13 protein-coding genes, 2 tRNA genes and 1 rRNA gene are annotated in these 13,470 nt (G+C 38.8%); 12 read left to right on the plus strand and 4 right to left on the minus strand.

The window, feature by feature from the left end; all coding sequences use genetic code 11:
* From rrf to tsaD, 8 genes are all read left to right on the plus strand, one after another.
* Positions 1 to 91 (plus strand): 5S ribosomal RNA (rrf, locus tag J2S77_RS12935); the annotation flags it as partial.
* 86 nt (positions 92 to 177) lie between these two features.
* Positions 178 to 254, plus strand: a tRNA-Met gene (locus J2S77_RS12940).
* Positions 255 to 273: 19 nt separating this feature from the next.
* A tRNA-Asp gene (locus tag J2S77_RS12945) sits at positions 274 to 350 on the plus strand.
* Positions 351 to 507: 157 nt separating this feature from the next.
* The gene (gene thiL / locus J2S77_RS12950; RefSeq protein ID WP_306978007.1) at positions 508 to 1,470 is read left to right on the plus strand and encodes a thiamine-phosphate kinase; all 963 of its coding nucleotides are present in this window, start codon (positions 508 to 510) and stop codon (positions 1,468 to 1,470) included.
* 12 nt (positions 1,471 to 1,482) lie between these two features.
* Positions 1,483 to 1,932 carry a tRNA (adenosine(37)-N6)-threonylcarbamoyltransferase complex ATPase subunit type 1 TsaE gene (tsaE, locus tag J2S77_RS12955; RefSeq protein WP_370871849.1) on the plus strand — a complete coding sequence of 150 codons (450 nt, stop codon included), beginning with the start codon at positions 1,483 to 1,485 and terminating at the stop codon, positions 1,930 to 1,932.
* A complete protein-coding gene (gene tsaB, locus J2S77_RS12960) occupies positions 1,929 to 2,627 on the plus strand; it encodes a tRNA (adenosine(37)-N6)-threonylcarbamoyltransferase complex dimerization subunit type 1 TsaB (RefSeq protein ID WP_306978009.1) in 699 nt (232 codons plus the stop codon). Before tsaE ends, tsaB begins: the two co-directional genes overlap by 4 nt.
* Before the next feature lie 3 nt (positions 2,628 to 2,630).
* Positions 2,631 to 3,074, plus strand: coding sequence for a ribosomal protein S18-alanine N-acetyltransferase (gene rimI, locus J2S77_RS12965; RefSeq protein ID WP_306978012.1), 444 nt, complete (start codon positions 2,631 to 2,633; stop codon positions 3,072 to 3,074).
* A complete protein-coding gene (gene tsaD / locus J2S77_RS12970) occupies positions 3,074 to 4,087 on the plus strand; it encodes a tRNA (adenosine(37)-N6)-threonylcarbamoyltransferase complex transferase subunit TsaD (RefSeq protein WP_306978015.1) in 1,014 nt (337 codons plus the stop codon). The genes rimI and tsaD overlap by 1 nt, the downstream gene beginning before the upstream one ends.
* 223 nt (positions 4,088 to 4,310) lie before the next feature.
* Here tsaD and J2S77_RS12975 read toward each other — a convergent pair whose 3' ends face one another.
* A complete protein-coding gene (locus tag J2S77_RS12975) occupies positions 4,311 to 6,263 on the minus strand; it encodes an ABC transporter ATP-binding protein (protein WP_306978017.1) in 1,953 nt (650 codons plus the stop codon).
* Between the two features lie 97 nt (positions 6,264 to 6,360).
* Here J2S77_RS12975 and J2S77_RS12980 point away from each other — a divergent pair, with 97 nt between their 5' ends.
* From J2S77_RS12980 to J2S77_RS12995, 4 genes are all read left to right on the plus strand, one after another.
* The gene (locus J2S77_RS12980; RefSeq protein WP_306978019.1) at positions 6,361 to 6,990 is read left to right on the plus strand and encodes a redox-sensing transcriptional repressor Rex; all 630 of its coding nucleotides are present in this window, start codon (positions 6,361 to 6,363) and stop codon (positions 6,988 to 6,990) included.
* A gap of 79 nt (positions 6,991 to 7,069) precedes the next feature.
* Positions 7,070 to 8,470, plus strand: coding sequence for an MDR family MFS transporter (locus J2S77_RS12985; protein ID WP_306978021.1), 1,401 nt, complete (start codon positions 7,070 to 7,072; stop codon positions 8,468 to 8,470).
* A gap of 1 nt (position 8,471) precedes the next feature.
* Positions 8,472 to 9,137 (plus strand): SOS response-associated peptidase, encoded by a 666-nt coding sequence (locus tag J2S77_RS12990; protein WP_306978023.1) that lies wholly within the window; start codon positions 8,472 to 8,474, stop codon positions 9,135 to 9,137.
* Between the two features lie 384 nt (positions 9,138 to 9,521).
* Positions 9,522 to 9,746 carry a DUF3221 domain-containing protein gene (locus J2S77_RS12995; RefSeq protein WP_306978024.1) on the plus strand — a complete coding sequence of 75 codons (225 nt, stop codon included), beginning with the start codon at positions 9,522 to 9,524 and terminating at the stop codon, positions 9,744 to 9,746.
* A 1,196-nt stretch (positions 9,747 to 10,942) separates the two neighbouring features.
* Here the strand turns inward: J2S77_RS12995 and J2S77_RS13000 are convergent.
* The 3 genes from J2S77_RS13000 to J2S77_RS13010 all read right to left on the minus strand — a co-directional run bounded on the left by J2S77_RS13000 (position 10,943) and on the right by J2S77_RS13010 (position 13,403).
* A complete protein-coding gene (locus J2S77_RS13000) occupies positions 10,943 to 12,298 on the minus strand; it encodes an alanine/glycine:cation symporter family protein (protein ID WP_306978025.1) in 1,356 nt (451 codons plus the stop codon).
* Between the two features lie 196 nt (positions 12,299 to 12,494).
* Positions 12,495 to 12,689 (minus strand): YdiK family protein, encoded by a 195-nt coding sequence (locus J2S77_RS13005; protein ID WP_306978027.1) that lies wholly within the window; start codon positions 12,687 to 12,689, stop codon positions 12,495 to 12,497.
* Positions 12,690 to 12,692: 3 nt separating this feature from the next.
* On the minus strand, positions 12,693 to 13,403 hold the full coding sequence (locus tag J2S77_RS13010; RefSeq protein WP_306978029.1) for a CPBP family intramembrane glutamic endopeptidase: 711 nt from the start codon (positions 13,401 to 13,403) through the stop codon (positions 12,693 to 12,695).
* Positions 13,404 to 13,470 lie beyond the last annotated feature (67 nt).

The following is a 13,470-nucleotide window of genomic DNA, read 5'->3' on the forward strand; positions in this document are numbered from 1 at the left end:
CACCTGTTCCCATGCCGAACACAGCAGTTAAGCTCTCTAGCGCCGATGGTAGTTGGGGTTCTTCCCCTGCGAGAGTAGGACGCCGCCGGGCTTGAAATATTTCATGTATGTAAGATCTGCAAAATATTAATTATTCATTTTAAGCTGAGGTCTTTTTAGAAGGCTGACAGTCAATATCGCGGGGTGGAGCAGTCTGGTAGCTCGTCGGGCTCATAACCCGGAGGTCGTAGGTTCAAATCCTACCCCCGCAACCAAATTAAATTTCAATAAAATGGTCCGGTAGTTCAGATGGTTAGAATGCCTGCCTGTCACGCAGGAGGTCGCGGGTTCGAGTCCCGTCCGGACCGCCATTTTATTTCAGACCATTTACACCTTGTGACATTGATCGCAAGGTTTTTTTATGTCTTTTATCGCATTTATATTATGATTAATCAAAGCTGAAAAGATTTTCTTTATGGAGCGATTTTTGCTATGATACGTATATAATCATTCGAATGAGGGATTTGTATGAAGGAGCGAGAATGGCTTCAAGCGATTAAACCAAAGTCTTATAGGCAACCCTCTGTTATTAAAGGGTTTGGTGATGATGGTGCAGTGATTAAGCCACCTGTTGGTCATGAATTAGTGATCGTAACAGATGCTATGGTGGAAGATGTTCATTTTTCTTTAGATTATATGTCGTTATATGAAGTGGGGTATCGTGTATTAGCAGCCAATATAAGTGACTTAATTGCTATGGGTAGTCGACCACTTTATTATTTGGTTAGCTTAACTGTTCCTTCTCATTATCAAGTTCAAGATATGACTTTACTTTATGAAGGTATGGGTGAGTTGGCTAAAGAAGCACATATGGACTTAATTGGTGGTGACACGACTGGTGGGTCCCAATTAATGATTTCAATTACGGCATATGGATCTGTATTACCTCAATATAAGCGATTACGTCAGCATGCCAAACCAAAGGATATCGTGTTTACAACTGGTTACTTGGGTGAAGCTGGTTATGGGTTTGATTTATTACAAAAGAACCCTAGTCATTCTAATCGCTTTGCGAATCAGCATAAACAGCCAAAACTAAGATTAGCCTTTACATATGTAAGCGAAAACTTAACTCGTTTAGCTTTAAACGATATAAGTGATGGGATCGCGACAGAATTAAATGAATTAGCAGAAGCTTCACAGGTTAATATCACGATTGAAGCAGATGCTTTGCCGATTCATCCAGATATGCAGCATCTGTCAAAAAACAAGCAATTAAAATATGCTTTAACAGCAGGCGAAGACTTCGAATTAGTCGGGACTTGTTCAAACGAAGAATGGAACAAGCTTGAAGATTTATGTAATACATACTCCATTCCAGTAAAAAGAATTGGAACCGTGAGTTCGATGACTTCATCTACGCCTCAAGTATTTCTGTATCAAAATAATCAAGCTCATCTTCTCACGTCCAGTGGATATGAGCATCAGTAATAGGTGGTTAAAATGTTTCAGTTTACAATGTCATCGGAAGAGTCGACTAAACAATTGGCAGAACGAATTGGACAACGGCTACAAGCTAATGATGTTCTGACCCTTGATGGTGATTTAGGGGCTGGTAAGACGACATTCACAAAAGGCTTAGCGTTAGGGTTAGATGTGAAACGGACTGTAAACAGCCCAACCTTTACAATCGTGAAACAGTATCGAGGGCGTTTACCTTTGTTTCATATGGATGTTTACCGATTAGAAGATAGTGAAGAGGATATTGGATTTGATGATTATTTTGATGCTGACGGCGTGACTGTGATTGAATGGTCACAGTTTATAGAAGAATTTTTACCGTCTGAGCGCTTAGGAATTTATATTGAAAAAACAGGTGATGACAAACGTTTAATCACTTTAACACCATATGGTGATCGGTTTGAAAGACTATGTGAGGAGATCAAATTATGAATGTACTAGCAATTGATACCTCGAATCAGCCCATGAGTGTGGCTGTACTTAAAGAAGGCATATTGGCGGCAGAACTTACGATTAATATGAAACGAAATCATTCGATTCAAGTGATGCCAGCGGTCGATTATGTGATGAATCAAGCAGACTTGAAACCTAAGGATCTACAGCTAATCGCTATTGCAGAAGGACCTGGCTCGTATACAGGTCTTCGTATTGGAATGTCTTCTGCAAAATCTTTAGCATGGTCACTCGATATCCCGATCGTAGCCCTATCGAGTTTGAAAGTATTAGCAGCACAAGTGACCGATCAACATAAACTCATCGCGCCTTTCTTTGATGCACGTCGTGGGAATGTCTATGCTGGTTTATATGAACGGACTAATACAGGAATTGAGACTATTCAATTCGACCGCAATGTTGAGATGACTGATTGGTTAAAGACTCTAAAAGAGATGAATCGTGATGTCATTATAACGAGTTCAACAAGTCATCAATTTACAGATGAAATTTATGATACTTTAGGAAAAAATGTTCGGTTGATTGATTCTGTCTTGCAATATCCGAAAGCGAGTATGCTTGCTTATTTAGCGATGTCAGAAGAGCCAATATCTGTTCATGCGCTGGCCCCGCAATATCATCGCATGGTCGAGGCAGAATCGAAATGGTTGGAAAAGCGCCAAAAGGAACGATAAATCATGTCAGAAGTACGTGTACGTAAAATGGAAGTCACAGATTTAGATGATGTCATGGCTGTAGAACATGCGTCGTTTGCTTCACCGTGGAAACGAGATGCCTTTGAAGTTGATTTGGTCAAAAATCGCTTTTCATACTATCTTGTTTTAGAGAAAGATGATCGGATCATTGGATACTGTGGAGTTTGGATTGTTTTAGAAACAGCACAAATAACGAATATCGCTATTTTGCCGAGTGAACGAGGGCATAGATATGGGGAAAAATTATTTCGCCATGTCCTTAAATTAGCCAGACAAACGGGTGCAGAAGAATTGTCTTTAGAAGTCAGGCAATCAAATCATGTTGCCCAAAACATGTATCAAAAGTTTGGCTTAAAAATTGTTGGTCGACGTGAAAATTATTATCCAGATCAAGAAGATGCTTATGTAATGTGGGTGAACTTATAATGACTGAACACAATGAAATCATATTAGCTATTGAAACGAGTTGTGATGAGACAGCGGCAGCAGTTGTTCAAGGTGGAACAGAGTTATTATCAAATGTTGTGGCTACACAAATGGATATCCATCAGAAATTCGGTGGGGTAGTGCCTGAAGTGGCTTCTCGACATCATATTGAACAAATGACTGCTGTGCTTGAACAAGCAATGGATGAAGCAGATGTAACATTTGATGATATAGATGCTGTCGCTGTCACGCAAGGACCAGGATTAGTTGGTGCATTATTAGTCGGAGTTAATGCGGCCAAAGCGGTTGCTTATGCACATGATTTGCCGTTAATTGGTGTTCACCATATTGCGGGCCATATTTATGCCAATCGACTACAGCAGCCATTTGAATTTCCGCTTTTATCCCTCGTCGTTTCTGGAGGTCATACTGAACTAATTTATATGAATGAACATGGTGATTATCAATTGATTGGTGAGACACGTGATGATGCAGCAGGGGAAGCGTATGATAAAGTCGCAAAAGCCTTAGAACTTCCTTATCCAGGTGGACCTCAAATTGATCAGCTTGCTCAATCAGGCGAGGATACTTATCAGTTTCCACGTTCTTATTTAGAAGAAGGGTCTTATGATTTTAGTTTTAGTGGCTTGAAAACAGCGGTCATTAATAAACTCCATCAGAAACGCCAAAAGAATGAACCAATTGATCGCGAAAATGTTGCGGCATCCTTTCAAGCAAGCGTCATTGATGTCTTAGTTAACAAAACGTATCAAGCTGCCTTAGAACATAATGTGAAGCAATTAATTGTTGCTGGTGGTGTGTCCGCCAATCAATCACTGCGAGCACGATTACAGGAAAAATTCGAAGGTAGTGGCATTGAATTATATATTCCGCCGCTTTATTTATGCACTGATAATGCAGCAATGATTGGAGCGGCTGCTTCGATTCAGTATCACCAAGGTGATTTTGCAGGGTTAGATCTTAATGCCAATCCAGGATTAATGATGGAATAATTCTTCCACAGCTTTTACACCAAGCTGTGGAATTTTTTTATTAAAGATGGACAAAACAGGCTGTGAGCAAGTGGATAATTCTGTGGATAAATAGCCCACAAGTTGTTGATAATGTGCATAACTCTGTTGAAAACCCAGTTTATCAAGAAAATTGCCTGTTGATAAATAAAACCCGTTCAATCTAAGACGAAGCAAAACTTCATCTTGATTGGACGGGTTTTAATTAATGACTTGATTCGTACATGTCCCATTGTTCTTGCAGTGTTTCCCATTCTTCCATCAGGTCATCAATAGCTTGTTGATTTTCTTGGATGGTATCATTGATCTCTTGTAAAGTTGAATAATCACCAGCTAAATCTGGATCGTTCATACGTGATTGTTCATTTTCAATGACTTGTTCATGTTCCTGAATGGATGACTCAATCGTTTCAATTCGACGTTCTAACTTTCTAAGATCACGTTTAACTTGTTTATCTTGCTCGAATTGTGATTTCGTGGTGTTTACAGATGACTGTTGTTCCTGTTTAACTTCTTCCATGGCTTGGATTTCAGCTTCTTCTTGTTTCTTCTCTAAATAGTAATCATAATCACCAAGATACGTTTTCACACCGTCGTGATTCATTTCGAGCACTTGTGTTGCGATGCGATTGATGAAGTAACGATCGTGTGAGACGAATATAATCGTGCCAGGAAAATCAGCTAATGCCGCTTCCAGTACTTCTTTACTATCCAAGTCTAAGTGGTTCGTCGGCTCGTCCATAATGAGTACGTTGGCTTGTTGAAGCATGAGTTTGGCTAATAATACTCGCGCTTTTTCACCGCCACTTAGCATACTGACTGTTTTTAAAACTTCCTCACCTGTGAATAAGAAGTTTCCGAGTACAGTCCGAACATCTTTCTCATTCATCAGTGGGTAATCATCCCATAACTCATCTAAGGCCGTTTTGGAACGATTGAGTGTCGTTTGTTCCTGGTCGTAATAGCCGAATTCGACGTTAGTCCCGACTTGAATAACACCATCGACAAACTCCATTCGTTTTAAAATAGCCTTTAATAATGTTGTTTTACCGACACCATTCGGACCAACAATTGCAATGCGGTCACCACGATTTACATTAAAGGTCACATTTTGAAAAATCGGTTCGTCGACTGCTCCGTAACGCGCTTCTAATTGATTGACCTTAAGCACGTCGTTTCCACTCTTTTGTTTGATATCGAAACTAAACTTAGCGGATGCATCGTCTAAATCAGGCCGTTCGATCCGCTCCATCTTCTCTAATTGTTTCCGTCTTGCTTGCGCACGCTTACTCGTTGAATCTCGCGCAATATTACGCTGGACGAAATCTTCTAGTCGTTTAATTTCACTTTGTTGCTTCTCGTAATGCTTGAGTTGCAACTCATAATCTTCTTGTCGCTTTTGTAAATAATAGCTATAATTCCCGTTATATCGCTTAGATGATTGAAACGCGACTTCATACACCACATTAACAGTCTGGTCTAAGAAGTAACGGTCGTGTGAGACTATCACGACAGCACCTTCATAACTATTTAAATAGTTTTCAAGCCAGTTTAATGTATTGATATCCAAATGGTTCGTCGGCTCGTCTAAGATTAAGACATCAGGCTTGGCGAGTAACAATTTACCGAGCGCAAGCCGCGTCTTTTGTCCGCCACTTAAGTCATTAATCGGTGTTTGATAATCAAAAGTCCCGAAATTCAAGCCTTGTAAAATGGACTTGATATCAGCTTCGTAGTCAAAGCCACCCATAGCTTGGAATTCGTTTTGTTTTTGATCATAAGTGGCCAATAATTGCTGATAGGACTCATCATCGTCAAAGCCCTCTGGATTAGCCATTTGCATCTCTAATTCGCGTAATTCAGACTCAAGCTTTACGATTTCACTGAAAACTGAAAGCATTTCATTCCAAATCGTTTCGGATGAATCGAGTCCAGAGTGCTGCGCTAAGTAGCCAATCGAGACGTCTTTTGGTTTATATATATCCCCTTCATCGTATGATGCTTCGCCTGCCATAATTTGAAGTATGGTAGATTTTCCTGCTCCATTGCGGCCGACGATTGCGATTCGGTCACGATGATGTACTTCTAATTTAATTTTCGATAAAATAGTATCAGCACCAAACGATTTGCCGATATTATCTAATTGCATTACGATCATGATATTCACCTCAACGTGACCTAGTTTATCTTATAGTCTTACTATAAAGCAATGCATGACGATTTTAAATCGTTTTTATAAAGGAGATACCTAAACGATGGTTGATCAAAAAATACCAAAAGCAACGGCCAAACGCTTGCCGTTATATTACCGCCACTTAAATTCCATGCAACAACAAGGGAAACAACGTATTTCATCCAAGGAACTGAGTGATGCTGTCAAAGTCGACTCTGCCACTATTCGAAAAGATTTTTCTTATTTTGGTGAGCTTGGGCGTAAAGGCTATGGCTATGACATAGAGCATTTGATTTATGTTTTCCGTAAAGTACTCGACCAAGATGAAATTGCGCACGTCGCCTTGGTTGGCGTGGGGAATTTAGGAACGGCACTGCTTAACTATAATTTTATTAAAAATAATAACACCAAAATCGAAATTGCCTTCGATACAAATGACGATAAAATTGGGACAACCATCGGAGGTGTGCCGATTTACAGTGTGAATGACCTTGAAAAGGAGCTCAGTCGTACGAATATTAATGTTGCAATTTTAACTGTTCCGATGCATGCAGCTGAAGAAGTGACCGAACGATTGGTCGAAACAGGAATTGAAGGGATCTTGAACTTCACACCTGCTCGGTTGTCTGTCCCGGATGATGTTCGTGTCCGTCACATTGATTTATCCGTTGAACTACAGTCACTCATTTATTTCTTAAAAAATGAGCAATAAACTGATCATATTACCTTTCAATTAACCTAGTAAAACAGTACAATAGTTCGTGAGACGAAAAATCAAAGGAGATACCAATATGTCGAACGTGTCGAATAAATGGCTAGTTGTATTAGCCGTGCTGTTCGGAACCTTTACGGTTATTTTAAACAATAGTATGTTGAATCCAGTTTTGCCGGAATTTATGAAGATTTTTGATTCCGATGCAGTCGGCGTCAGTTGGATCTTAACCATCTTTATGATCGCGATGGGTATGACGATGCCGTTAACTGGTTATTTAGGTGACCGTTTTGGTCGTAAAAAGGTCTATATTATTGGTGTGTGTCTGTTCATTGTGGGCTCGATTTTAGGTGCTATGTCACAAACTTTGACCATGGTTATTATCGCGCGTTCCGTTCAAGGAATTGCGGGTGGCTTAATGTTGCCGAACGCGATGGCACTGATTTTCAATGCCTTTCCTAAAAATGAACGCGGATTTGCGGTCGGTACATACGGCATTTCGGTGATGATTGCACCGGCGATCGGACCGACAATCGGCGGTTTAATTGCTGAAAATCTAAATTGGATTTATTTATTCTTATTTAATATTCCGTTTGCTTTGTTAAGTTTATTCTTCTCAACAAAATATTTAAAACCAACCGAATCAGACCCGTCACTGAAATTCGATGGACTCGGTTTTTTAATGGTCACGCTTGGTGTTGGACCTGTACTGTATGTTCTTGGTCAAGGACGTGAAATCGAAGGATTAGTTAATCTGACTAATGGGCTATTGCTCGCAGTAGGGATTATCTTTATTGCCCTGTTCATTCGCCATGAATTGAGACAGCAACAGCCACTTCTTGACTTGCGAGTATTTAAAATTAAAACCTATCGCTATTCAATTTTAGTCACATCTGCTGCTTCAATTGGGTTATTTTCAACATTGTTCCTTGTCCCGTACTTGATCCAGGAGGCATTCATGCTCGGGATTGTCATGACCGGCTTAATTTTCTTACCGAGCTCACTGCTAAGTGGAATATTTATGAATGTCGGCGGAAAAATTCTCGATAAAAAAGGGCCTAAACTCGTTATTCCAACAGGCTTAATTATTTTGTCATTAGCGAGTTTTGCCTATGGTTTTGTGGAGTTATCTACAGCTGTTTGGGTTATTTTCGTCATTCAGGCAATTCATGGAGCTGGACTTGGCTTTGGTAATATGCCTGCGACAACTGCTGGCATGAACAAAATTCCAGAAAACTTGGTAGCCCAAGGGTCAGCGATGAATAACTTGATTCGCCAATTTTCATCATCGCTCGGGATCGTATTTTTCTCAGTCTATTATGAAATAAGACGCGGTCATATGATGTTATTAGACGACTTCTCAACACAAGAAGCAACACTACAAGCGTTAAATGAAGCATTTATCGTAGCAGGTGTTATTATTGCTCTAGCGATTCCAGCGGCTTATAAAATGAAAGGTGTCGATGAGGAGGAGACTTAATATGTGTGGACGTTTTACATTAACAGTTGGACCAGATATGTTGGCGAAGCGATTCGAACCAGATGGGACCATTGCATGGGAACCAAGCTATAATGTGGCACCGACACAAGATGTGATCGCTGTGGTTAACGATGGTGAGCAAAATCGAATCGGACAGATGAGTTGGGGGCTTATTCCATCATGGGCAAAAGACGAATCCATGCGACACAACATGATTAACGCCCGACTCGAAACCGCTGATCAAAAACCAAGTTACAAAAAGTTATTGGCGAAACGACGCTGTTTAATTGTAGCGGATAGCTTCTATGAATGGATGAAGATTGATGGGCAAAAGCAACCTGTTCGAATTTACTCACCTGATCAGGAACTATTCACCTTTGCTGGATTGTGGGATCGCTGGCAGACTGAAGCGGGAGAAAAGGTAACGTGCACGATCTTAACAAAGGAAGCAAATGATGATATGGCTGAAATTCATCACCGCATGCCTGTTATGTTGCGAGCTGATCAAGAGCAAGAATGGATCAATTTTGCGCAACAAGATGCTAGTGACATGAAAGATTGGCTTTATACTCAAAAAGATTTACCGCTGACGTACGACGTCGTGAGCACGTATGTGAACAATCCGAAGCACAATGATCCTAGTTGTATTGATCCTGTTAATTTGTAGTGGAGAATTGAGTCAAGTGATCCGAAATATGATTCAAGACTTCTCAAATTTGAGTCAAGCAAACTCAAAAGTGACGCAACGTCTTTTAATTTTGAAGCAACACTTGTACAAAATGACGCAAGAGCTTTAAAATTTGACGCAAGTATAACTAAGAACATATCGAAGAAGGAAAATTCCTGATCAAAAGTAGTTCAGTTTTGGAATGCAATAGCGTAATTTGTCCCCTTATCGTGCAGATTAGTTGGTTAATCGACAAATGGAGTGTGAAGATGAAGAGCTTAAATCAATATAAAATTTATGGTTTGTTCTTAATGATTTCTGTCTTTTTAGTTGGATGCTCAAATAGTGAGGACAGTATTGAGGTTGAGGGGTATGTTGTAGAGATTGAAGAGGATCGAATCTTTAGTTGTTGATAATATAACAGAAGATCGTTATGAACAATTGCAGGATCAAAGTGTTGAAGAGTTAAAGGAACAAGAAGAGGATTTAATCTATTTGGAGACTAATAGCTCAAATTTCACTATAGGAGATAAAGTTAAAGCCATAGTATCAGACATAGATACATCCTATCCAGCACAAGCTAATCCAGATCATATTAACAAAGAATGAAAGACATGCCTTGCTTAACAAACGTCCCAGTTAATTGACTAGAGGCTAAAGTGTTTCGTTCAGAAGTGCAAACAGACAAACACACATAATTGTCATAAACATTGTTGAAGTAGAACATTCCATGCTAAAGGGACTTAGAAATAATCTAAGTAGTTCAGTTCTGGAGTACAGAATTGCAATTTTTACCCTTAATTGAACTACTTTCTACATATTAAATTGTTATTTAAAATGTATGGTAATTTGTAATGCATATTGTTTACATATTCGATGGTAATTTAGGATAATTAACATTTATATGGTAAAATAAGTTAAATAATGTTACTTAACTAACTGGTAGCAATGTTTATAAAGAAAATTTTAAATGGAAGGTGAATATTGTGGGGAAAGGAATTTGGTATTTATTAGTTCTAATAATTGTATCTACTATACTTTTTTTAATTGTAGCTAATATATTTAATACAAATAACCCAACGGTAGCGTATCTTCTTTCAATGATTGTAAGTCACCTAATATTAGATAAAAATGAATGGCTTATTGACTCTATAATAAGAGGATTAATATGGGGTTCCAGACAATAAAATATTGTAATTAATGGGGCGTTAGTTCAATAAAAGCAATGGAGAATTTGAAAAAGTATGAGCATTTTCCAATTAGGAATTTGCTCTTTATTTTTGTTGTTGAAATTGCATCAGTTTTTGCACGTGGTTTTGCAGGACAACAATAATTATTGTAGGTTTTCAAATTAGGTTCTATTTCCCTCTGTAAATAACTATTCAAAATCAAATGAACATTGATATAACAATGAAAAATGAGCGTTGAATTACTATGCAATTCAACGCTCATTTTATAATGGATTTTTATTGTTTGTACTCCAAAACTGAACTACTTAGAAAAAATCTAAGCCCTTTTTTGTAATTTCTAAGGATCGCTCAATCAAGATTACCAAGTAACATTTGAGCTGAGTAGTATCCAGAAAAGACAATCATAGTGCTAATGATGACAAGAAAACAATATTTTAAAAACGGTCTATGATCCATTAAATCAAGCATATTTTTCTTCAACCTTCCTTATATAGATATTCTAATCATTAACCCATCTTCTTTAACTTATTTTACCATATAAAATTTCCTTTTCTAGTCCTGATTGCTTCCTTACTTAAAATAAAAAGGCGCTGACGAATCAGCGCCTTCGAATCATTATGATTGTTCGTTTGCTTCTTCTTCCTGTTTAACTTTAATAAATCTCCGTGTCTCATTAACAACGACACCAGAAAGGAGCAGGAGACCGATTAAGTTCGGTACAGCCATTAGACCATTCATGACGTCAGCGAATGCCCATACAACATCAAGTTGTACGACAGCCCCAACGAAGATTAATGCAATAAAGGCAATGCGATAACCCGTTAAGCCTTTATGCTTCGTTAAGTAACCGAAACATTTCTCACCATAGTAAGACCAACCGAGAATCGTTGAGAAGGCGAAGAATACTAGACCGAGTGATACAATCATAGATCCAGTTGAACCTAAGAACGTTTCAAATGATCTTGCTGTTAAACTTGCACCTTCTTCGCCACCCATATACATATCAGCCATAACAATAGTAATACCTGTGATCGAACAAACGACAATCGTATCGATAAAGACTTGCGTCATGGACACAAGCGCTTGACGACCTGGATAGTCTGTACGTGCAGCTGCTGCAGCAATTGGTGCAGAACCGAGACCAGCTTCGTTTGAGAACACGCCTCGAGCAACACCCCAACGAATGACAGCACCGATTGCACCACCAGCTACTGCTTCACCTGTAAAGGCATCTGTGAAAATAAGTGCAACTGCTTCACCAGCCATGCCTAAGTTAGAGAATAAGATGATTAAGCCACCAATTACATAAAATAAAGCCATAAAAGGTACGATATAAGCCGTTACACGGCCGATACTCTTAATTCCACCTACAATCACAAGTGCAGCTAGTACGGTTAAGATCACACCTGTTGCAATCACAGGCACGTTAAACGTTGATTCTAATGCATCTGATACTGAGTTAGATTGAACCATGTTACCGATACCAAACGCGGCAACGGCACCGAAGATGGCAAATAAGACCGCTAGCCATTTCATGTTTAAACCTTTCTCAATATAATACATTGGGCCACCAGACATATTACCGTTTGGATCTTTCACACGGTATTTAACTGCCAAAATTGCCTCAGCGTATTTCGTTGCCATCCCGAATAAGGCTGAGATCCACATCCATAGGACCGCACCAGGACCACCTAATACAACGGCTGTAGCAACACCGGCAATGTTACCCGTACCAATTGTCGCAGCTAATGCTGTCGTTAAGGATTGAAAGTGGGAAATATCCCCTTCTGAGGTCTTGTCTTGCTTTTTAGGACTAAAAGATAATTTCAATGCATATGGTAGTGTCTTAAACTGTAAGAAACCAAGACGCACAGTTAGTAACACACCAGTAAAGACTAGGAGTATGAGCAACCAAGGTCCCCATACGATACCGCTTACTGCTTCTAAAAAGCTAATCACTTGCTCTTGCATCGTATTCCTCCCTATAAATAAAATTTACAACCTATAACAACATCATATATAAAAATAGTTATTTCGACAATAGTATTTTGAAAATTTAGATTAATGGGACGTGTTAGGTTGATAAATTATATGAATAGAAGAGAAAGAATATGCGAGCTTATCCATTAAAAAAACCGTCATGTGATCGATACATGACGGTTGAATCTTATTTACTTTTCTTCATAGCTTGTTTGACTGTGAATAGGCGAATCGCAACACCAAAGTCAACCGCTGCAATAAAAGCGAAGACCATGGTTCCAAAATTCCATATCGTTGTTTCAGCTGTTTCTACTGCTAAATAGACAAATAAAACGCCCATCAGTACATAAATCCAAGCTAAAGCTGTTTGTGAAATCTTCATGTCTTATCCTCCAAAGAAAATCATTAACGCATTTTCCATATCTTCTAGTTGTCGTTCAAGGTCTTCAACATCCACACTTAATTGAATGATAACGACAAACGCGTTCATAGCCATATGCGCAATAATCGGTACTATAATGCGTTTTGTTTTGACATATAAATACGCAAAGGCAAAGCCCATCGCCGTGTACGTTAAGATAAACGTAAAGTCCATATGCAACGCCGCAAAAATTAAGGCTGATAGTAGACCCGCAATGATAAAGTTCGTCCGTTTATAAATTTCGCCGAATATAATTTTACGGAAAATAATCTCTTCCAAGATTGGTGCGAATATAATCGGTAATAGAATAAACCATATATTCGCTTCGATAATCTGAATAATTTCTTGCGTATTTTGTGAGCCCTGATCAATTCCAAGTACATAAATATTGATTAAGTTAGCGACTATTTGTGTACCGTAAGCTAAGAATACACCAATAATTGACCATTTGACAATCTCACCGGTTGAAAGCCCGCTGCGGTGATTAAGTTCCGCCATATCTTTTCGTAATAAAGTGAAAATCCAAACTGTTGCAAGCGCTAAACTTACAATCGTCCAAAGCACACCCACATCTTGAGGTGGAAGCTCAGGTTGGTATATAAACCCTAAAATAACACCTGGTAGCAGTTGAGCTGCAATGTATATAATTAGTATTCCCCAATAACGTCTTGGCAAAATGATCGTCCCTTTCTCGCTTATTCTGTAAATTACAATCTATCTAAACGTTATTCTATACTAATTA

This window comes from Alkalibacillus salilacus (assembly GCF_030812915.1).
GTDB classification, from domain to species: domain Bacteria; phylum Bacillota; class Bacilli; order Bacillales; family Alkalibacillaceae; genus Alkalibacillus; species Alkalibacillus salilacus.